Genomic DNA, 20,358 nt, shown 5'->3' on the forward strand with positions numbered 1-20,358 from the left:
GACATGCCACGAACTCGCGCAGCAGAAGAGTCAGCTCGGGCAGCGGTGTCAGTCAGAGCCCTTGGGCACGACGATCATCGGGACCGAGACCGCTCGGAAGATCTTCGCGGCGGTGGTGCCCAGGAACAACGTGTTCGGGGCGGCCAGCCGGCTCGACCCGACCATCACCAGATCACCGTCGTGCCATTCGAGCGTCCCGATCGCCTCTTCGATCGTGGCGCCTTGGGCGACGGTCGAGGTCACCGGGAAATGCTCCGGCAATTGCTTTCTCGCTTCATCGAGAGTGCGCTGAGCATGTCGTCGGGCAGATTCGATCGCGGCGTCCTCGGGGACGTTCCGCCAGGGCTGCATGTCGTCGATCGCGAGAATCGAGACCAGCCGGATGGGCCGGTGCGCCCGGATACCGCTGCGGATCGCGGTCTCGAACAACAGCGGAGCTCCCGGCCGGTCTCCGATCGTCACGGTGATCTCCCGAACCTCGTCGGCGCCCAGATGCGCGAACCCGGGCGGCGCGACCGCCACCGGGATCGGCGACGCATGCAGGATGTCGTTGACGACCGTCCCCAGCGTGTGGCGGCCCCGGATCCCTCCGCCGGCTCCGCCGATCACGAGAATGTCGGCGGCGGTGCGTCGTGCCTCGATGATGAGTCCCTCGGCGGGATTGGCGTGCTCGGCGATCGTCGTCGTGGTCTCGATGTCATCGGGGAGACGTGCGGCCGCCTCGTCGAGCCAGCGGCGTGCCGCGCTGTCCAGGGCGTCGGAGAGTCTCTCCACCGCGTCGTCGGCACCGGCCGGTTCCGGCGGGATGACGATGCAGATCTCGAGGTCGGCGTCGAATGTGCGTGCCAGGCACGCACCCAACGACACCGCGTCCTCGCCCCCGGAGGTGGCGATGTATGCGACGAGCAGCTTCATCGGTGCTCCCAACTGTCTCGGGGCGATCTCACTGGGCCCAGCCTAGTCACGTCCGTGCCCGATTCACGGTTGTTGTGTTCCTCGTGGCGTTCCCCATCGCGTCGGCTACCCGATCACCGCAGGACACGCTTAGATTGGGCCATGGAATCCCTCGTCGACGGCTATCTCCGTCACATCATGGACGAAGTCCGCGACGACCGGTCCGGCAACGTCGCCGACTACATCCCCGAACTGGCCGTGGTCGACCCCGAGGGATACGGATTGTCTCTGTGCGTCCATGACGGATACACGTACTCGCACGGGGACTCCTCCGCGACCTTCACCATCCAGTCGGTGTCGAAGCCGCTGACCTATGCGATGGCACTGCGGAAGCACGGCGTGACCGCGGTGGACGCCAAGATCGGCGTCGAACCGTCCGGTGAGGCCTTCAACGAGATCAGCGTCGACGATCGCCGCCGTCCGAAGAACCCGATGATCAATGCCGGTGCCATCTTCGCGGCGTCGATGCTGCTCCCGGCCTCCCGCGACGTGGGTCGCGTAGACGTCGAGGCGGCGTTCGCCGAGATCCTCGACTTCTACTCGGGCTGTGCGGGCAGGCAGCTCACGATGGACGAAGAGGTGTACACCTCCGAGTCGGCCACGGGTTCACGCAACCGCGCGATCGCCTACATGCTCGACAGCTTCGGTGCGCTCGAGACCGATCCGGACGCCGCGATCGACCTCTACTACCGGCAGTGCTCGATCCGCGTGACCACCGAGGATCTGGCCGGTATCGGCGCAACCATCGCCAACGGTGGCCTGAACCCACGCACCGGCCGCATGGTCTTCTCCTCCGAGATCGCGCAGCGTCTGCTCAGCGTGATGACCACCTGCGGCATGTACGACGGGGCGGGGGACTGGGTCACCTCGGTAGGACTGCCGGCCAAGAGCGGCGTCGGCGGCGGGATCCTCGCAGTCCTCCCCGGACAGCTGGGCATCGGCGTGTACTCGCCGCGACTCGACGAGCATGGCAACAGCGTCCGCGGCGTCGAGACGTGCCGGCACCTATCGAAGGACCTCGGTCTGCACATGTTCAACGTGACCCGCGAGAGCCGGGTGACGATCCGCTCGGTCTACGACCTGGCCGACACCCCGGTGAGTGCCGAATGGAGTGAACGCGAGCGCAGCTACCTCCGGACCTGCCGCGACAAGATCCGTGTCTACGAACTCCAGGGCGACCTGACGTTCGCCGGAGCCGAGAGCGTGCAGCGCCGCCTCGAGGCCGACATCGACCGCTACACGGTGGTCATCGTGGAGATCTCGCGTATCGGTGTCATCGATGCGGTCGCGCGGACGATGGTCCTCAGCATCAAGCGGCTACTCGACGACAGTGGACGCCGAGCCGCACTCGTCGATCCCGACGGCGTGGTGCGCGCCAGCGTGATCCGCCACCGCGCGGACGGCACCGCGCCCGACCTCGACGCCCCGGCGGACCTGAAGGGCTTCGATCCGGCACTGCCACACGTGCACGCGACGATGGAAGATGCCGTCATCGACGCGGAGACGTTCATGCTGAAGCACTACTACGATCAGTGAGTTCCACGTCGATGCCGGGGGAAGATGCCGTCATCGACGCGGAGACGTTGAGGCTGAAGCACTACTGCGATCAGTGAGCGGCGCGGGCGCGTGAGTTCGCCGCGGCCGATGCCCTAGGGTGGGCTCGTGCGTCTCGTCATCGCGGAGTGTCAGGTCGACTACGTCGGGCGGTTGACCGCCCATCTGCCCCTGGCCAAGCGCCTGCTGCTGATCAAGTCGGACGGTTCGGTGAGCGTGCACGCCGACGACCGCGCCTACAAACCGCTGAACTGGATGAGCCCGCCGTGCTGGCTCACCGAGGCCGCCGTGCCCGACGGCACCGCGGCGGAGGCGTACTGGGTCGTCACCAACAAGGCCGGTGAGGAACTCCGGATCACCATCGCATCGATCGAGCACGACTCGAACCATGAACTCGGCATCGACCCGGGTCTGGTCAAGGACGGCGTCGAGGCACATCTGCAGGAACTGCTCGCCGAACACGTGGAGACGCTGGGAGCCGGCCACACCCTCATTCGCCGCGAGTACATGACGGCGATCGGGCCGGTCGATCTGCTGTGTCGCGACGCCGCGGGCGGAACCGTTGCCGTCGAGATCAAACGCCGCGGCGAGATCGACGGCGTCGAGCAGCTGACGCGCTACCTGGAACTACTCAACCGCGACACCACTCTGGCCCCGGTGGCCGGCGTCTTCGCCGCACAGCAGATCAAGCCGCAGGCGCGGACGCTCGCCGAGGATCGTGGAATCCGTTGCGTCGTGCTGGATTACGAAGCCCTGCGCGGTGCGGAGAGCACGGAGTTCCGACTCTTCTGAGCTCCGCTCGGAGCAGTGCCGATCTGAGCTCCGGTCAGGCGTTGGCGCGGGCTTCCGGCGACAGCTTGCGATTGAGCAGTTCGAGGTCGTCGGTGTCGGAGAGCACGGTGTACTCGGAGTCCTCCGGCTGCGCCAGCAACTCGGGCAGTTCGTCGAGCTTGTCGCGGAGCTGACCCAGGTTGGCCGCGATCTCCTGACGGGCACGGTCGGCCGCGTGGGCCATCTCGCGGGATCGGCTCAGGCGTTCGCCGGCGATGTCGAGCGCCGTCTGACGGATGTGATTGGCCTCGTCGAGGGCCCGTTCGCGCTGGTCGGCGAGCTCGGCGTCGTGGCGTTCACGTTCGTCGGCGCGTTCGCGGGAGCTGATCGCCTCCAGCTCGGCGACCTCGGACTTCGCCTTCTCCACGATGCGGCGGGCCTCGTCGGCGGCCGCCTTCATCGTCTTGGTGTGCTCGGCCTCCATCGCCGCGGTGCGTTCAGCGATGAGACGCGCCGACTCGGACTCGTTGGCCGCGGCGGTCTCCTTGACCTGTCGGGCGCGCGCAGAGGCCTCGTCGACGAGCTTCTTCGCCGCAGCCTGCGCCTCGCTGCGGATCCGCTCGGCCTCGGCGGCCGCCTCCGATCGCATGTCGGCGGCCTCCTGACGGGCGATCGACAGCGTCTCGGCGGCTTCGGCCGAGGCCTCGGCACGCATCTCCGAGGCCTCGTCGGATGCGAGTTGCAGCATGCGCGAGAGACGTTCGCTCATACCCTGTGCGGTGGTCGGCGGTACCGAGAGTTTGTCGATCTCGCGCCGGAGTTCGGCGATCTCCTCGCGCGCCTCTTCCAGATGGGCGGCGAGTTCGTGTGCGTTGGCGGTGGCGGCGTCGCGATCCGCGGCGAGAACCCGCAGCTCGGCGTCGAGTCGCTGGAGATGGTCGGCGACCTGCTCACGGTCATAACCGCGCATCACGATCGCGAAGGGCAATTGCCGTGCGGGACCTGGCATGCGGGCCAGTGTATCGGAGACGGCCGGACCCTGAAGCGCGGTCGGACTCAGGCTCGGTGCCGGTGCCGGTGCCGGTGCCGGCGTTCTCGGCGACACGGCCTCCGGCGGCGGCGCGTGGACATCCACCAGGGCGTCCACGCGCCGGCGCCGGCGTTCGTCCCGGCGTGCCGGCCGCGAGCGAACGAGGAGGGATTCAGTAAGCGCCCGAACGGCTTTCGGTTCGGGCCGGGCGGTCGGTTCTCAGTGCGCGGCGTCGGCGGCCGGCTCGACGAGCTCGAGCAGGACGCCGCCCGCATCCTTGGGATGGACGAAGTTGATCCGGGAGTTCGCGGTGCCCCGCTTGGCGGCGGGGTAGAGGACGCGGACACCGGCCTCGGTGAGGCGGGCCATGACGGCGTCCACGTCGGTCACGCGCACCGCCAGCTGCTGCAGGCCGGGGCCGCTGCGGTCGATGAACTTCGCGATGGTCGACGACTCGTTCAGCGGGGCGAGCAGCTGGATGAGCGTGCCGCCGTCCGCCGGGCCGACCATGGCCTCCTCGACACCCTGCTCCTCGTTGGTCTCCTGGTGGAGCGTCTCGAAGCCGAGATGCGTCGCGTACCACTTCTTCGCGGCGTCGAGGTCGGGAACCGCGATGCCCACGTGGTCGATGGCCACGACCAGATCGGAGATCAGTGCGGTCGCGCCCTGGGGAGCGGCGGCGGGAGTGCTGGGGTCAGTTGCTGGGGAAGACATGAGACAACGGTAGCGTTGAGCCCAAGAGCGCACAGAGCGGGCGCTCGGTAGCTCCCCCGCAACACACCCCCCGGAGGTTCGTTTCATGTCCCCGAATGCCGACAACACCACGGTCATCGTCGCCGGCGCACGCACCCCCTTCGGCCGCCTCCTGGGCTCGCTGAAGGACTTCAGCGGCGTCGACCTCGGTGCGGTGGCGATCCAGGGTGCACTCGAGAAGTCCGGGGTCCCGGCCTCGGAGGTCCAGTACGTCATCATGGGCCAGGTGCTGACCGCGGGGGCGGGTCAGATGCCGGCTCGTCAGGCTGCCATCAAGGCCGGCATCGGCTGGGACGTCCCGACCCTGACCATCAACAAGATGTGCCTGTCGGGTATCGACGCCATCGCGCTCGCCGACCAGTTGATCCGCGCCGGGGAGTTCGACGTCGTCGTCGCCGGTGGCCAGGAGTCGATGACCCAGGCCCCGCACCTGCTGGCGGGCAGCCGCGGCGGCTTCAAGTACGGCAACACCGAACTCGTCGACCACCTGGCCTTCGACGGCCTGCACGACGCCTTCACCGATCAGCCGATGGGGGCGCTGACCGAGCAGGGCAACGACAAGGACGGCTTCACCCGCGAGCAGCAGGACGAATTCGCCGCCCGCAGCCACCAGCTCGCCGCCGCCGCCTGGAAGAACGGCGTGTTCGACGACGAGGTCGTGCCGGTCTCCATCCCGCAGCGCAAGGGTGACCCGATCCAGTTCGCCGAGGACGAGGGCATCCGCGCCAACACCACCGCCGAGTCGCTCTCGGGCCTGCGACCGGCGTTCCGCAAGGACGGCACCATCACCGCGGGCAACTCGTCGCAGATCTCCGACGGCGCTGCCGCTGTCGTGGTGATGAGCAAGGCCAAGGCCGAGGAGCTGGGCGTGACCTGGCTCGCCGAGATCGGTGCCCACGGCGTCGTCGCCGGACCGGACTCCAGCCTGCAGGCGCAGCCGGGCAATGCGATCGCCAAGGCCTGCGACCGCGAGGGCATCGCCCCCACCGACCTCGACCTCATCGAGATCAACGAGGCGTTCGCCGCGGTCGGCCTGGCCTCGACCCAGCAGCTCGGCGTCGACGCGGACAAGGTCAACGTCAACGGTGGCGCCATCGCCGTCGGCCACCCGATCGGCACCTCCGGCGCCCGTATCACCCTGCACCTCGCGCTCGAGCTGCAGCGTCGCGGTGGCGGCGTCGGCGCAGCCGCGCTGTGTGGTGCCGGCGGCCAGGGCGATGCGCTGATCATCCGCGTCCCGAAGGCCTGAGAGATCCGCTGAAGGAGACTTCTACGACACATTGTCGTAGAAGTCTCCGCCGGCAGGCACAATGGGGAACATGCTGTCTTTCTTCGACCTGACCACACCCGCCAAGCGCTTCCGCTTCGTCGCCGTGGCGGAAGCCATCACCTGGGCGTGGCTGATCGTCGGGATGATCCTCAAACGTGTCAACGACGACCCCGAGGCCATCGCGCTGCCCGGCGCCACCCACGGCGCCGTCTTCGTGATCTTCGTGATCGTCGCCTTGATCACGGCGTTCCAGCTCAAGTGGAATGCCGTGAAGTGGGAACTGCCCCTGGGCGGACGCCGCATCGGGATCCCCATCGTGACGCTGCTGGCGCTCGCATCGAGCGTCCCGCCCTTCGGCACGATCGTCTTCGAGTGGTGGGCCAAGCGCAACGGCCACCTCGCCGAACTCTCGGCCGGCCGGTCACCCCAGCAGGCGACCGCCTGATCCGGACGTGATCCATTGATCGTCGCATTCAGCCTCACGCCCTCGGGCGGAACCGCCGTCGACGCCGACGGCGGGATGAGTGCGGCGGTCGCGGCCGCCGTCGAGGTGGTGCGGGCCTCTGGACTCTCGCACCAGACCACCTCGATGTTCACCTATCTCGAGGGCGACTGGGACGAGGTGATGGCGGTGGTCAAGGCCGCTGCCGAGGCCGTCGCCGCCCATGCGCCGCGCGTCGGCCTCGTGCTCAAGGCCGACATCCGTCCCGGCCACACCGACGAACTGACCGGCAAGGTCGAACGGGTGGAACGCCACCTGGGTTCGGGCGCCTGAGTGCAGGTGCCCCAGACGACCGAACCTCGCCGATCCCGGCGGGCGGTCGCCTCGATCTTCGCCCTCAACGGCTTTCTCGCCGCCATGTGGGTGGCGCACATCCCGGTCATCAGCGACCGCACCGGCGTCGGCCACGACGAACTGGGCGGCCTGTTGCTGCTCCTGGGCGGCTCCGCTTTCGTCGGCATGCAGGTGTGCGGTCCGCTGATCGACCGCTGGGGTTCCCGGCCGCTCACCGTCGCCGCTGCGGTTGTGCTCGCGGCCGTCATCGTCACCCCGGTGCTGGCCGTCGACACGCTCACTCTCGGCGCCGCCCTCGCGGCCTTCGGTTTCGCCAACGGGTGCCTGGACGTGTCGATGAACGCCCAGGCGGTGGCCGTCGAGCGTGCCTACCGCCGGCCGATCATGTCGTCGTTCCACGGATGGTTCTCCTCGGGGAGCCTCGTCGGCTCCGGGGTGGTGGCGGCGACGCTGTGGGCCGACGTCGGGGTCGTGCCGACCGTCGCGTGTGCCGCCGTCGCCGGATTGGTGGTCGTCGCCGCGGTCGCGCGCGGTCTCGCCGGGCGCGACGAGAGGCCGACGACGTCGACGAACAACTCGTCTGGTTCGTCGTCGGGATCGACGTGGTGGGACGGCATCGACCGGCGACGGCTCGTCCTGCTCGCGATCGTCGCCTTCGGGCTCATGCTCGCCGAGGGCACCGCCTACGACTGGAGCGCCCTGCACGTCGTCGAGAGCTACGGGACCGGTGAGGCGATCGGAGCGATCGCCTTCGGCGCCTTCAGCGCGACCATGACGGTCTCGCGATTCGTCATCGATCCGGTGGTCGCCTCGGTGGGTGCGGTCCGCGTGGTGCGGGTCGGCGCACTCGTCGGCATCGTCGGCATGGCGATCGCGATCGTCTCGCCGGTGCCTGCGCTCGCCGTGGTCGGCTGGGCGGTCTTCGGTGTCGGACTCGCCGGGCTCATCCCGCAGATCTTCACCGCTGCGGGAAATCTCACCGACTCCGCGGGTGGCCGGACGATCTCGATCGTGGTCGGTTGCGGATACCTGGGAATGCTCGCCGGACCCGCCGTCGTCGGGTTCATCAGCAGCCGAACATCTCTGAACACCGGCCTGCACGCGGCACTGGCCGCGCTGCTGCTCGCCGTGTGCCTCGCCGGGGTCGTCCGTCCGCCGCAACGACCGGTGTCCGCGCTGGGCGAACCTCGGTCGTCGCACCCGGGTGGTCGTGCCACACTAGAGGGGTGACGCGACCAACCAATCGTCAGCAGGCCGCCGCGGCGGCCCGTCAGCAGGCTGCTGCCGCCATGGCCATGACCGGTGCCGTCGATCTCGGCGGGATCAAGGACCGGGCCGAAGCTCAACGCGCCCAAGCCCAGCGCGCGCAGGCACAGCGAGACCCGGCCCAGTCCGATCGATCCGACGGTGCCCAACCCGGGACACCGCCTCCCGGTGCGCCGCCCGTGGCATCCGGTGCGAGCGTCATCGACGTCACCGAGGAGACCTTCGAGGCCGAGGTCCTCAACCGGTCGATGCAGCAGCTCGTCGTCGTCGACCTCTGGGCCGAATGGTGCGGGCCGTGCAAGCAGCTGTCGCCGGTCCTCGAACGCCTCGCCGCGCAGTCCGGCGGTCGCTGGGTGCTCGCCAAGGTCGACGTCGACGCGAATCCCCGTATCGCGCAGGCGTTCCGGGTGCAGTCGATCCCGATGGTCGTCGCGATCGTGCAGGGGCAGCCGGTCACCGCGTTCAACGGCGTCCGTTCCGAGGCCGAGATCACCAGCTGGATCGACGAGATCTTCGCCCAGGTCGGCAACGCGCTCCCGGACGCACCCGCGGGTGCTGCGGCCCCCGAGCCGGAGCAGTCCGATCCGCGCATGATCGCCGCCGAGGAGAAGCTCAACGACGGCGACTTCGACGGGGCACTTGCCGCATATCGCGCCGTCGCCGAAGCCGAACCCGAGAACGTCGAGGCGGCGTCGGCGGCACGGAACCTCGAGTTCATCCTGCGCGCGCAGGCCCACGACCCGAACATCGTCGAGACCGCGTCCCCGCGCGACGTCGACGCACAGCTCGCGGCCGCAGACGTCCTGCTGCTGTCCCAGCAGCCCGAGGCGGCCTTCGACCGGATCATCGACGTCGTCCGGGTCACCAACGGCGAGGAACGCACCCGGGCCCGGACACGGCTGCTGGAACTGTTCGAGCTCTTCGACCCGGCGGAGCCCTTCGTCGTGACTGCTCGACGGAAGCTGGCGAGCGCGCTCTACTGATCCGCACACCCACCCTTTTTCGGCAAATCCAGCACCCTCCGGGGTGGTGACTTTGCCGAAAAAGGGTGGGTGTGCGCGTTAGCGGGGAGCGAGCCAGATGGCGGAATTGGCCGGCAACATGACCCGCGCCGAGGCGGGGCGTCCGTGATACGACGGCCCGTCGGCGGTCACCGCTCCCAGGTTCCCCTTGCCCGCGCCGCTGTAGGCGTCGGCGTCGGTGTTGAGGATCTCCTCCCACACCCCGCCCTGCGGCAGCCCGATATGGTAGTCGACCCGGTCCGACCCGGAGAAGTTGAAGATGCAGGCGACAACCGATCCGTCCTCCCCGAACCGCAGGAAGCTGATCACGTTGTTCGCGGTGTCGTTGGCGTCGATCCACTCGTAGCCGAGGGGGGTGATGTCCTGCGTGTAGAGCGCGGGGGATGACCGGTAGATCCGGTTGAGGTCGGTGACCAGCGCCGATATGCCGGAGTGCAGTTCGCCCTCCCAGCCCTCGAGCTGGTGCCAGTCGAGGCTCCGGTTGTCGGCCCATTCGCCGGTCTGACCGAACTCCTGGCCCATGAACAGCAGCTGTTTGCCGGGATGCGACCACATGTACGCGAGGTACACGCGGGCGCCGGCCGCCTTGGTGAACGAATCGCCCGGCATACGCGTCCAGAGCGTGCCCTTGCCGTGGACCACCTCGTCGTGCGACAGCGGCAGCACGAAGTTCTCGCTCCATGCGTACATCAGCGAGAAGGTGATCTCGTGGTGATGGAAGCTTCGGTGCACCTGATCCCGCGACAGGTAGTCGAGGCTGTCGTGCATCCAGCCCATGTTCCATTTGAAGCTGAAACCGAGGCCGCCGAGATCGGTCATCCGGGTGACGCCCGGCCACGCGGTGGATTCCTCGGCGACGGTGATGACGCCGGGGAAGTGTTTGTGCACCGTCGCGTTGGTCTCCTGCAGGAACTGCACCGCTTCGAGGTTCTCGCGGCCACCGTGGATGTTGGGCCGCCACTGCCCGTCGGGACGTGAGTAGTCCAGATACAGCATCGAGGCGACGGCGTCGACGCGCAGTCCGTCGATGTGGAACTCGCCGAACCAGAACAATGCGTTGGCGACGAGGAAATTGCGTACCTCGTGGCGTCCGAAATCGAAGACGTAGGTGCCCCAGTCGAGTTGCTCGCCGCGCATCGGGTCGGCGTGCTCGTAGAGCGGGGTGCCGTCGAAGCGGGCGAGAGCCCACTCGTCCTTCGGGAAGTGCGCGGGCACCCAGTCGACGATCACCGCGATCCCGCGCGAATGCAGATGGTCGACGAGGTACCGGAAGTCGTCGGGGGTACCGAACCGGGCGGTCGGCGCGTAGTACGACGTCACCTGGTAGCCCCACGAACCGCCGAAGGGATGCTCGGCCACCGGGAGGAACTCGACGTGCGTGAAGCCCTTCTCCACGACGTAATCGGCGAGCTGGTGGGCGAGTTCGCGGTAGCCCAGGCCCTGACGCCACGACGCCAGGTGCACCTCGTAGATGCTCATCGGTTCGCGCTCGGGCGCGGAGCGCTCCCGGCGCGCGATCCAGGCGTCGTCGGACCAGACGTGCTGCGATCGCGTGACGACCGACGCCGTCGACGGTGGGGGTGTGGTCCGGTAAGCCATCGGATCGGCCTTGTCACGGATCACGCCGTCGGCGCCGTGCACCCGGAACTTGTAGTGCGCGCCGTCGCCGACGTCGGGGATGAACACTTCCCAGACACCGCTGACCCCGACCTTGCGCATGGGGGCCACGCGGCCGGTCCACCGGTCGAAATCCCCGATGACGGCCACGCCGTGGGCGTTGGGCGCCCAGACCGAGAACGCGGTGCCGGAGACCTCGCCGTCGGCGGTCGTGTACGAGACGACGCGGGCCCCGAGGGCCTCCCACAGCGTCTCGTGCCGGCCCTCGCTGAACAGGTGGATGTCGATGTCGCCGAGGCTCGGCAGGAATCGATAGCCGTCGGCGACGACGAACTCGGCGGTGCCGCCCGCACCGTCGGGGTAGACGATCCGGTAGCGGTAGTCCATCAGGTCGGCGATCGGCACCGTGACGACCCACAGGTCGTCGGTCTGGCGGGTCATGGGATGGTCGACGCCGCCGATGACCGCCGACACCGACAGGGCGTCGGGTCGTAGTGTGCGCAGGATCGTGCTGCCGCCCGGGGCGTCGTGCGCCCCGAGGAACGCATGCGGGTCGGGATGGGTCAGCGCGTCGAGCCGGCGCAGGTCGTGATCGGACGCCTCGGGGGCGGGGAGGGACCCGGCGGCGAGGGGTGTTCCCGGGGCGGCGGTGCCGGGGGTCGTGGGGGACTCGGGATCTCGACGATCGGTCACGGGCACCTCACTGGATTCGGTAGGCGAGTCGCGCTGCGGTGGCGGGGTCGAGCGGCGGGAGGGCCAGGATGTGGGCGACCGCGCGCCACGGCTCCAGCCGGACGTAGTTGTCCTGTCCCCACCAGTACTCCTCCCCGGTGACCTCGTCGCGGACCGGGAAGTGGTCGTACCACTCGAATCCGAGTGTGGGCAGGTCGAGCCAGACGGTGGAGTCCTCGGCGGCGAACGGGTTGAGGTTGACCACCACCACGACGCGGTCGCCCGAGACCGGATCGATCTTCGAATAGGCGATCAGCGATGGGTTCTCGACGTGGTGGAAGTGGATGTTCCGCAGTTGCTGCAGCGCCGGATGCCGACGGCGGATCTCGTTGAGCGAGGTGATCCACGGTTCCAGCGACTCACCGCGGCTCGTCGCCGCCTTGTAGTCGCGGGGACGCAGCTCGTACTTCTCGGAGTCCTGGTATTCCTCGCTGCCCTCGGCGACCGCGACGTGTTCGTAGAGTTCGTAGCCGCTGTAGACGCCCCAGGTCGGGGCCAGGGTCGCGGCCAGGGCAGCGCGGAGTGCGAACATGCCCGGGCCGCCGTGCTGCAGGCTGGCGTGCAGGATGTCGGGGGTGTTGACGAACAGGTTGGGACGCGCCTCATCGGCATGATCGGCCAGTTCGCGGCCGAACTGCTCGAGTTCCCACTTGGCCGTCTTCCACGTGAAGTACGTGTAGGACTGGGTGAATCCGAGGCGGGCGAGACCGTACAGACGAGCCGGGCGGGTGAACGACTCGGACAGGAACAGCACGTCCGGGTTCCGCTTCTTGACCTCGACGATCAGCCACTCCCAGAAGTTCGGCGGCTTGGTGTGCGGGTTGTCGACGCGGAAGATGTTCACGCCGAGGCCGACCCAGTGCAGGACCACCTGCAGCACGGCCCGATAGATGCCGTTGCGGTCCTCGTCGAAGTTCAGCGGGTAGATGTCCTGGTACTTCTTCGGCGGGTTCTCCGCGTAGGCGATCGTGCCGTCGGGCTGGATGATGAACCAGTCGGGGTGTTCGGTCGCCCAGGGATGGTCGGGTGCGCACTGCAGTGCGAGGTCGAGGGCGACCTCCAGTCCCAGCTCACGCGCCCGCCCGACGAAGTACTCGAAGTCCTCCTCGGAGCCCAGCTGCGGGTGGATCGCGTCGTGGCCGCCGTCCTTCGACCCGATGGCCCACGGCGAGCCGACGTCGTCGGGACCGGCGACCAGGGTGTTGTTGCGCCCCTTGCGATTGACCTCGCCGATCGGGTGGATCGGCGGGAGGTAGACGACGTCGAAGCCCATCCCGGCGATCCGCGGGAGGTCCTCGGCGGCGGTGAGGAAGGTGCCGTGCACCGGGTTGCCCTCGCCGTCCCAACCGCCGGTGGAGCGGGGGAAGAACTCGTACCAGGACCCGAAGAGGGCGCGGGTTCGGTCCACCCACACGCGGTAGGTGCGACTCTTGGTGACCAGTTCCCGGACGGGATTGTCGTGGAGCAGTTCGACGACCTCCTCGGAGATCGCCAGACTCACCCGGTTCTCGACCCGGCGGCGTCGTGCGCGGAGCAGACGCGCGGCGTCGAGCAGGAGTTCGCGGTACTCGTCGGCGATGTCCTCGGCGGCGCGGGTGAGGATGCGGGCGCCGGTCTCCAGGTCGTTGGCGAGGTCGGCGGCGCCCTGACCGGCGTCGAGCTTCTTGGTGACCGCCGAACGCCAGGTGGTGTACGGATCGCTCCAGGCCTCGATGCGATACGACCAGAATCCGACCGCGTCGGGGACGAACGCCGCGTTGAAGGTGTCCGGTTCGGGTGACGGGGTCATCCGGATGTCGAGGACGCCGCGACGCGGTGCCTCGACATGGAGCGTGACGCCGATCGCGTCGTGCCCTTCGCGCCACGCCGTGGTGCTGATCGGGAAGAACTCTCCCACAACGGCTTTCGCGGGCTGCTGCCCGGCCGAGACCAGGGGTGCGATGTCATCGATACCCATGCGCCCGATCACTCGAAGCCTCCTCTCGTCAGCTCCCGCGATTGGTCAGGGTGCGTTGTCGGTCTCGCCTGCGTTGGAATCACCGCTACCCAACCTAGTGCCCCGCGTGGGCGATTGTCTCGTCGTACACGGTCGCCGTGCCGGTCGTCTCGCGTCGGGCGTGCTCAGCCCACCGGACGCGGTGCGGCGGTGAGCCGGCTGAGGGCGGACCGGACGACGGCGGGATCGGTGGTCCGCCACATCGGAGGCAGCGAGGCGAGTAGGTAGCCCCCGTATCCGGCCGTCGCCAGCCGGGAGTCGAGCACCGCGACGACGCCACGGTCGTCGACCGAACGCAGCAGTCGGCCGGCGCCCTGCGCGAGCAGCAGCGCGGCATGATTCGCCGCCACGGACAAGAAGCCGTTGCCGCCCCGGGCGTCGACCGCGCGCTGCCGCGCGGTCAGCAGCGGATCGTCAGGGCGGGGGAACGGAATACGGTCGATGAGCACGAGGCTCAGCGACGGCCCCGGCACGTCGACGCCCTGCCAGAGCGACAGTGTGCCGAACAGGCAGGTCTCGGGATCCTCGGCGAAGCGTCTGACGAGGGTCGAGGTGGTGTCGTCGCCCTGACACAGCACCGGGTACTCGCAGCGCTCCCGGATCGCCTCGGCCGCCTCGCGGGCAGCGCGCATCGACGAGAACAGCCCCAGCGTGCGCCCGCCGGCGGCATCCACGAGCTGGGCGATCTCGTCCATCGTCCGCGGAGCGATACCCGAGCGATCGGGCCGGGGCAGGTGCCGGGCCACGTAGAGGATCGCCGACTTCGGATAGTCGAACGGGGAGCCCGCGTCGAGACCCGTCCAGCGCGCCGAACCCGAATCGGAGGGAACCGCCTTGCCACTGGCCGTGACGTTGCGGGCGGCCGTCGGGTCGGGGCCCGGTTCGTCGCCCGGCTCGTCGGCGGCGGGACGGTCGGTGCCCCGCCCGGAGGCGGGTAGACCCCAGGTCGCGGCAAGGGCGTCGAAGGAACCGCCGATGGTCAGGGTCGCGGAGGTCAGGACGACCGTCGATTTGGCGAACAGCGACGCGCGGAGCAGCCCGCCGACCGACAGCGGCGCGATGTGCAGCACCGGACGGGGTTCGGCGCCGCGTCGGGAGGTGTCGAGGCCGACCCACACCACGTCGCGGCGTTTGGACTCGTCGGGTTCGTCGAAGGCGCCGAGGACGCGGACGACCGTGTCGTGCATGTCGTCGAGCGAGGTGAGGGCCGCCGACCGTGCGGCGGCCGCGCCGTCGTCGCCGGCACCGGGCGCGCGCACCGGGCCGATCGCGGTCCGGGTCTGCCACAACCGGTCACGCAGCATCACCAGAACGGACGTGGCGTCGGGCGGCAGCTGCGTCCACTGTGTCTTCGGCGCCGTCTCCAGGAGTTCCCCGAGTTGCTCACCGGCACCGAGGAGGGCGTCGGCGGTCTCCTCGTCGACGAGTTTGCCGACGCGCCGGGAGACGAGGGTGATCGAGGCCGCCGACAGTTCGTCGGTCGCCACCGAGGTCATCCGGTCGACGAGTTCGTGGGCCTCGTCGATGATCACGACGTCGTGCTCGGGCAGAACGTTGGCCGGGCTCGTCGCGTCGATCGCCAGCAGGGCGTGGTTGGTGACCACCACGTCGACCTTGCCGGACTGGCGGCGGGCCTGTTCGGCGAAGCAGTCCTCGCCGTAGGAACAGTTGGCGGCACCGAGGCATTCACGCGCGGACACACTGACCTGTCGCCAGGCGCGGTCGGCGACACCGGGCACGAGGTCGTCGCGGTCACCGGTCTCGGTGTCGCTGCTCCACTCGCGCAGCCGGGTGACCTCGCGTCCGGTGCGGGACAACTCGAACGGATCGAACAGCTCGGTGTCCGGCTCGTCGGCGGCCCCCGAATGGATCTTGTTGAGGCACAAGTAGTTTCCGCGACCTTTGAGGATCGCGAAGGTGGGTTTGCGGCCGACGGGCTTCGCGAGGGCGCCGGCGAGACGGGGGAGGTCACGCTCGATCAGCTGCCGCTGCAGGGCGATCGTCGCCGTCGACACCACCACGGTCCGTCCGGTCTCGACCGCATGGCGGATGGCCGGCACGAGGTACGCCAGCGACTTTCCGGTGCCGGTCCCGGCCTGTACGGCGAGATGTTCGCCGGTGTCGATGGCGTGTGCGACGGCCGAGGCCATGGCTACCTGACCGTCACGGCGACGACCGCCGAGCGCGGAGACCGCGGTGTCGAGCAGTTCGGTCACCGGGGGAGTGTTCGGCATGTGGTGTTCCGGGGTCCTCGTTCGAGATGGTGCGAGATGGGGTGTGTGAGTTTCAGACGGATCCGCGGGCTCGACGGTTCCCTCGGGACTAACCCGTGCCGCTCGAGCCGTCGTAGAGCAGGTCGCCCACCAGCTCGACCCCCGCCTCGCGCATGCTCTTCAGTGCGTCGGAGGTGGTCGCCGCCCCGACGCCCGCGGTGAAATTGAGCAGCACCCGCGTCGTGAATCCGGCCGCCACCGCATCGAGTGCCGTCGCGCGGACACAGTGATCGGTGGTCAGTCCCGCGATGTCGATGCTGGAGATCTTGTGGTCGCGCAGCCACTGTTCGAGGCTCGTGCCGTCGTCCGTGACACCCTCGAAGCCGGAGTACGCAGCGGCGTACTCACCTTTCGAGAATGTCTCTCGCGCTGCGGTGGAATCGAATTCGGGGTGGAAGGCAACGCCGTCGGTGCCGACCACGCAATGCGGCGGCCAGGTGTCGACGTAGTCGGGTTCGTCGGAGAAGTGATCACCCGGATCGATGTGGTGATCGCGTGTCGCGACGACCGTCCGGTACTCGTCGAGGATCTTGGTGATCGCCCGGGCCACCGCCGCACCACCGTTGACCGCGAGGGAACCGCCCTCACAGAAGTCGTTCTGGACGTCGACGACGACCAAGGCGTCGGCCGGTTTGGTGCCGTCGCTGCGTTCGCTGTTCATCTGCTACCCCCTGGCGGATCGAATCGTGTTGCTCGTCAGCGGAGCTGGTATCGGGTCGGCACCGCCGGGTCCCCGTGCGAGAGGCCGAGGCCCTCCCACGGCAGGCTCACCAGCCCTGCGGCGAGATGGGCGCGCGCGTCGGTCAGCGAAGGCAGCGATGCCACCGGCTCCCCGCCGCGAACCAGCGGAATCTGCAGGTTCCGCAGTTGGAGACCGCCCTCGGCGTCGGGGCGTGGTCCCTCGGCACGGTAGACGATCTCTTCCACGATCGTCCCACTGGCACGTGCGGCTCGCACCGCCGCCTTCGCTCCGCCACGCGACTCCTTGTGGCTCGACCGCTTCGCGACGGCAAGCCCGTCGACCTCGACGAGCTTGTAGACCATGCCCGCGGTCGGTGCACCGCTGCCGGTGACCAGCGAGGTCCCGACGCCGTAGGTGTCGACCGGTTCGGCGCGCAGCGAGGCTATCGCGTACTCGTCGAGGTCGCCGGACACCACGATCTTGGTGTCGGTGGCGCCGAGGTCGTCGAGTTGCGTGCGTACCTGCCGGGCGAGCACGCCGAGATCTCCGGAGTCGATGCGAACCGCACCGAGTCCGGGGCCGGCGACCTCGATGGCGTTGCGCACGCCCTGGGTGATGTCGTAGGTGTCCACCAGCAAGGTGGTGCCGACGCCGAGCGCCTCGATCTGTGCGGTGAACGCGGCCTTCTCGTCGGGACCGTCCGGTCCGGAGAAGCCGAGGGTGAAGGCGTGCGCGGCGGTTCCCGCGCTGGGGACGCCGAAACGGCGGTTCGCCTCGAGATTCGACGTCGCGGCGACGCCGGCCAGGTACGCGGCACGGGCGCTCGCGACCGCGGCGCGCTCGTGGGTGCGTCGGGAACCCATCTCGATGATCGGCCGGGACCCGGCGGCGCTGACCATCCGGGCGGCGGCCGAGGCGATCGCGCTGTCGTGGTTGAGGATCGACAGGATCAGCGTCTCGAGCAGTACGGCCTCGGCGAAGGGCGCACGGACGGTGAGGATCGGAGAGCCGGGGAAGTAGAGCTCGCCCTCGCGGTAGCCGTCGATGTCCCCGGAGAACCGGTAGTCGCGCAGCCACGCGACGGTCTCGGCGTCGAGGAACTTCTCCACGACGGCGATCTCCTCGTCGCCGAAACGGAACTCGGCGAGCTCGGCGAGGACGCGTCCGGTGCCCGCGACGACGCCGTACCGGCGGCCGTCGGGGAGTCGTCGGGCGAACACCTCGAACACGCACGACCGGTGTGCGACCGGGTGGCGGAGAGCCGCTGCGACCATGGTCAGTTCGTACTGATCGGTCAGCAGCGCGGTGTTGTCGATGCTCACTGTCGCGTTACCCTTGTCTCCATGGCGCCTGACGAAACTCGTGCGCACGAGGCTACCCCCGGCGGTACCGCGGTTGCCGAACCCGCGGTGGCGGACGGCGCGGCGGATCTCGACAAACCCTGGATGACCGTCGTGTGGGACGATCCCGTCAATCTGATGCGGTATGTGACCTTCGTCTTCCAGAAGATCTTCGGCTACTCGGAGTCACGTGCCAATCAGTTGATGATGCAGGTGCACACCGAGGGCAAGGCCGTGGTCTCCAGCGGCGACCGCGACAAGGTCGAGGGTGACGTGCGCAAACTGCACGCGGCCGGCCTGTGGGCCACCATGCAGCGCGATTCATGACCGGGTTCGCATTTCTGCCGCCCGAGCGCGGACCGGGTTCGACGGTGCTGACGGGGTCGACGGTGGGGAGACACTGAAGCGTGCGCACCTGGAAACGCAAGGGCCGCGGCGCGTCGATTCGGATCACCTCCCAGCTCGACGCGCACGAGGTCGAGCTGCTCGCGTCGCTGGTCTCCTCGATGTGCGAGCTGCTCACCGAACGCGCCGACACCGCACCGCGCGATGCGCTGTCGGACGTCACCGGTATCCGGGTCGGCCATGCCGACACACCCGACGACGCCACGCTCGGGCGTCTCCTGCCGGACTTCCATCGCCCCGATCAGGACCGGGAACTCTCCGCCGAGGTGGTGAACGGTCGCCTCAACTCGGCGCTGCGCAGCGTCAACGAGCCGAAGATCATCGACGCCAAACTCGCTGCGGCGCAGGTTCTTCTCGACACCCTGCCCGACGGGGGCGGCGACCTCGCACTCACCGTCGAGCAGGCGACCGCCTGGCTGACCGCCCTCAACGACGTCCGCCTCGCCCTCGGGGCGATGCTCGGGATCTCCGAGGACACCCCCGACCGGTTGCCGCCCGATCATCCGCACGCCGCGCATCTCGGCGTCTATCACTGGCTGACGGTGATGCAGGATCTGCTCGTCGAAGCGGTGATGTGACCTACGATCCACGGTGACACCGCTCCATTCGGGAGCTTTGTCCGAGTTCTCCGTGCTGCGGGTCGGGACAGATGAGAGCAGAGGTGTACGTGACCACCATCGGACGACCCGCCCGCCCGGGCGACCGCATCACCGACGTCGCCGGGATCACCGTCGGGCACCGTCATCGTGTCGACGCCGACGCGCAGGTCTCCGGTACCGCCGACACACCCGACGGCCACGGCTGGGCGACCGGGACGACGGTCGTGCGGATCTCGGGATCCGCTGCGATCGCCGCCGTCGACGTGCGGGGCGGTGGTCCGGGCACCCGTGAGACCGACCTCCTCGATCCGTCGAACACCGTGCAGACCGCGCACGCCATCGTGCTCAGCGGCGGCAGCGCCTACGGTCTCGCAACCGCCGACGGCGCGATGCGCGCCCTCGAGGCCGAGGGGGTCGGGCTGCCGATGGACACCCGGGGACATGTGGTGCCCATCGTGCCGGCCGCGGTCATCTTCGATCTCCCGGTCGGCGCGTGGGATCACCGGCCCGACGCCGACTTCGGCGCCGAGGCGGTCCGCGCCGCCGGTGCCGATTTCGCGGTCGGCAGTGTGGGGGCCGGCGCCGGTGCACGTGCCGGCGCGCTGAAAGGTGGTGTGGGCAGCGCATCGGTGACGATCCCGACGGGTCCGGCCGCAGGTGTCACCGTCGGCGCGCTGATGGTCGCCAACCCGGTCGGCGCCGTCATCGACCCGCAGAGCGGCCTGCCGTGGGATCTCGGTGAGGATGACCTCGACCGCCTGGGCCTGAGGCGTCCGGAGGCCGGCGACATCGCACGGCTGGCCGACCTCGCGGAGAAACACACCGTGCTCAACACGACGATCGGAGTCGTCGCCACCGATGCCGCACTCGATGCCGCGATGACCCAGCGAATCGCCATGGCCGGCCACGACGGTCTCGGCCGCGCCATCCGCCCGGCCCACTCACCGCTCGACGGCGACACCATCTTCGCCGTCTCCACCGGTGCGGTGCGGCCGGAGTCGATCGACCCGGCGTTCGCCTCACCGCCCGGCATGCATCCGGACGCGGCGGTCATCGCCGAGATCTGCCGATGCGCGGCCGGCGTCGTTCAGCGAGCCATCGTCGACGCCGTACTCGCCGCCGAGACGGTGGCGTCCATCCCCACCTACGCGCAGGCTGCGCCGTCGGCGTTCGTCTGAACGGCCCGCCCCGGACTCACCGACGGTGACACCGGTCATAGGTGAATGCGGAATAGGCGTTCGCGCCGCGGCGTTCCCTCTCGGGACATGTGCGACGACCTGTCGCCGACCCCTCCGTGC

18 protein-coding genes are annotated in these 20,358 nt (G+C 69.0%); 10 read left to right on the forward strand and 8 right to left on the reverse strand.

Annotated features, from left to right (window positions below; translation table 11 throughout):
• Window positions 1–48: 48 nt before the first annotated feature.
• Window positions 49–915, reverse strand: a complete 867-nt coding sequence (locus GOAMI_RS17340) for a universal stress protein (protein WP_006437871.1) — start codon at window positions 913–915, stop codon at window positions 49–51.
• A 141-nt stretch (window positions 916–1,056) separates the two neighbouring features.
• Here GOAMI_RS17340 and glsA point away from each other — a divergent pair, with 141 nt between their 5' ends.
• Window positions 1,057–2,490: a glutaminase A gene (gene glsA, locus GOAMI_RS17345; protein WP_006437872.1), complete on the forward strand. Its 1,434-nt coding sequence runs from the start codon at window positions 1,057–1,059 to the stop codon at window positions 2,488–2,490.
• Between the two features lie 126 nt (window positions 2,491–2,616).
• Window positions 2,617–3,300 carry an endonuclease NucS gene (nucS, locus tag GOAMI_RS17350; protein WP_006437873.1) on the forward strand — a complete coding sequence of 228 codons (684 nt, stop codon included), beginning with the start codon at window positions 2,617–2,619 and terminating at the stop codon, window positions 3,298–3,300.
• Window positions 3,301–3,334: 34 nt separating this feature from the next.
• Here nucS and GOAMI_RS17355 read toward each other — a convergent pair whose 3' ends face one another.
• Window positions 3,335–4,288 carry a coiled-coil domain-containing protein gene (locus GOAMI_RS17355; RefSeq protein WP_040004948.1) on the reverse strand — a complete coding sequence of 318 codons (954 nt, stop codon included), beginning with the start codon at window positions 4,286–4,288 and terminating at the stop codon, window positions 3,335–3,337.
• A gap of 240 nt (window positions 4,289–4,528) precedes the next feature.
• Window positions 4,529–5,023 (reverse strand): methylmalonyl-CoA epimerase, encoded by a 495-nt coding sequence (mce, locus tag GOAMI_RS17360; protein WP_006437875.1) that lies wholly within the window; start codon window positions 5,021–5,023, stop codon window positions 4,529–4,531.
• Between the two features lie 85 nt (window positions 5,024–5,108).
• Here mce and GOAMI_RS17365 point away from each other — a divergent pair, with 85 nt between their 5' ends.
• The 5 genes from GOAMI_RS17365 (at window position 5,109) to GOAMI_RS17385 (ending at window position 9,377) form a co-directional block, all read left to right on the forward strand.
• A complete protein-coding gene (locus GOAMI_RS17365; protein WP_006437876.1) occupies window positions 5,109–6,311 on the forward strand; it encodes an acetyl-CoA C-acetyltransferase in 1,203 nt (400 codons plus the stop codon).
• A 70-nt stretch (window positions 6,312–6,381) separates the two neighbouring features.
• Window positions 6,382–6,777 (forward strand): DUF3817 domain-containing protein, encoded by a 396-nt coding sequence (locus tag GOAMI_RS17370; protein ID WP_024499500.1) that lies wholly within the window; start codon window positions 6,382–6,384, stop codon window positions 6,775–6,777.
• A 15-nt stretch (window positions 6,778–6,792) separates the two neighbouring features.
• The gene (locus tag GOAMI_RS17375) at window positions 6,793–7,107 is read left to right on the forward strand and encodes a thiamine-binding protein (protein WP_006437878.1); all 315 of its coding nucleotides are present in this window, start codon (window positions 6,793–6,795) and stop codon (window positions 7,105–7,107) included.
• Window positions 7,108–8,358 carry an MFS transporter gene (locus GOAMI_RS17380; RefSeq protein ID WP_006437879.1) on the forward strand — a complete coding sequence of 417 codons (1,251 nt, stop codon included), beginning with the start codon at window positions 7,108–7,110 and terminating at the stop codon, window positions 8,356–8,358. It begins immediately after the preceding gene.
• A 59-nt stretch (window positions 8,359–8,417) separates the two neighbouring features.
• Window positions 8,418–9,377, forward strand: a complete 960-nt coding sequence (locus GOAMI_RS17385; RefSeq protein ID WP_006437880.1) for a tetratricopeptide repeat protein — start codon at window positions 8,418–8,420, stop codon at window positions 9,375–9,377.
• Window positions 9,378–9,455: 78 nt separating this feature from the next.
• On the opposite strand, the gene glgB is transcribed toward GOAMI_RS17385, so the two are convergent.
• From glgB to GOAMI_RS17410, 5 genes are all read right to left on the reverse strand, one after another.
• Complete coding sequence (gene glgB, locus GOAMI_RS17390) at window positions 9,456–11,726, reverse strand: 1,4-alpha-glucan branching protein GlgB (protein ID WP_374978468.1); 2,271 nt, start codon at window positions 11,724–11,726, stop codon at window positions 9,456–9,458.
• Between the two features lie 7 nt (window positions 11,727–11,733).
• Window positions 11,734–13,734, reverse strand: a complete 2,001-nt coding sequence (locus GOAMI_RS17395; RefSeq protein ID WP_006437882.1) for a maltotransferase domain-containing protein — start codon at window positions 13,732–13,734, stop codon at window positions 11,734–11,736.
• A gap of 152 nt (window positions 13,735–13,886) precedes the next feature.
• Window positions 13,887–15,995 (reverse strand): ATP-dependent DNA helicase, encoded by a 2,109-nt coding sequence (locus GOAMI_RS17400; protein ID WP_006437883.1) that lies wholly within the window; start codon window positions 15,993–15,995, stop codon window positions 13,887–13,889.
• An 88-nt stretch (window positions 15,996–16,083) separates the two neighbouring features.
• Window positions 16,084–16,695, reverse strand: a complete 612-nt coding sequence (locus GOAMI_RS17405) for an isochorismatase family protein (RefSeq protein WP_006437884.1) — start codon at window positions 16,693–16,695, stop codon at window positions 16,084–16,086.
• A 35-nt stretch (window positions 16,696–16,730) separates the two neighbouring features.
• On the reverse strand, window positions 16,731–18,038 hold the full coding sequence (locus GOAMI_RS17410; protein WP_006437885.1) for a nicotinate phosphoribosyltransferase: 1,308 nt from the start codon (window positions 18,036–18,038) through the stop codon (window positions 16,731–16,733).
• A 21-nt stretch (window positions 18,039–18,059) separates the two neighbouring features.
• On the opposite strand from GOAMI_RS17410, the gene clpS reads away from it, so the two are divergent.
• The 3 genes from clpS (at window position 18,060) to GOAMI_RS17425 (ending at window position 20,238) form a co-directional block, all read left to right on the forward strand.
• Window positions 18,060–18,383, forward strand: coding sequence for an ATP-dependent Clp protease adapter ClpS (gene clpS, locus GOAMI_RS17415; protein WP_006437886.1), 324 nt, complete (start codon window positions 18,060–18,062; stop codon window positions 18,381–18,383).
• Window positions 18,384–18,463: 80 nt separating this feature from the next.
• The gene (gene aosR, locus GOAMI_RS17420) at window positions 18,464–19,039 is read left to right on the forward strand and encodes an oxidative stress transcriptional regulator AosR (RefSeq protein WP_006437887.1); all 576 of its coding nucleotides are present in this window, start codon (window positions 18,464–18,466) and stop codon (window positions 19,037–19,039) included.
• Window positions 19,040–19,128: 89 nt separating this feature from the next.
• The gene (locus GOAMI_RS17425; protein ID WP_040004950.1) at window positions 19,129–20,238 is read left to right on the forward strand and encodes a P1 family peptidase; all 1,110 of its coding nucleotides are present in this window, start codon (window positions 19,129–19,131) and stop codon (window positions 20,236–20,238) included.
• The last annotated feature ends 120 nt before the right edge of the window (window positions 20,239–20,358 follow it).

This window comes from Gordonia amicalis NBRC 100051 = JCM 11271 (assembly GCF_000332995.1).
Lineage (GTDB): Bacteria > Actinomycetota > Actinomycetes > Mycobacteriales > Mycobacteriaceae > Gordonia > Gordonia amicalis.

Bases quoted from the DNA above. Each gene is read 5' to 3' on its own strand.
- GOAMI_RS17340 (WP_006437871.1), bottom strand. From the start codon at position 915: ATGAAGCTGCTCGTCGCATACATCGCCACCTCCGGGGGCGAGGACGCG.
- glsA (WP_006437872.1), top strand. From the start codon at position 1,057: ATGGAATCCCTCGTCGACGGCTATCTCCGTCACATCATGGACGAAGTC.
- GOAMI_RS17355 (WP_040004948.1), bottom strand. From the start codon at position 4,288: ATGCCAGGTCCCGCACGGCAATTGCCCTTCGCGATCGTGATGCGCGGT.
- mce (WP_006437875.1), bottom strand. From the start codon at position 5,023: ATGTCTTCCCCAGCAACTGACCCCAGCACTCCCGCCGCCGCTCCCCAG.
- GOAMI_RS17365 (WP_006437876.1), top strand. From the start codon at position 5,109: ATGTCCCCGAATGCCGACAACACCACGGTCATCGTCGCCGGCGCACGC.
- GOAMI_RS17370 (WP_024499500.1), top strand. From the start codon at position 6,382: ATGCTGTCTTTCTTCGACCTGACCACACCCGCCAAGCGCTTCCGCTTC.
- GOAMI_RS17385 (WP_006437880.1), top strand. From the start codon at position 8,418: ATGGCCATGACCGGTGCCGTCGATCTCGGCGGGATCAAGGACCGGGCC.
- GOAMI_RS17400 (WP_006437883.1), bottom strand. From the start codon at position 15,995: ATGCCGAACACTCCCCCGGTGACCGAACTGCTCGACACCGCGGTCTCC.
- GOAMI_RS17405 (WP_006437884.1), bottom strand. From the start codon at position 16,695: ATGAACAGCGAACGCAGCGACGGCACCAAACCGGCCGACGCCTTGGTC.
- clpS (WP_006437886.1), top strand. From the start codon at position 18,060: ATGGCGCCTGACGAAACTCGTGCGCACGAGGCTACCCCCGGCGGTACC.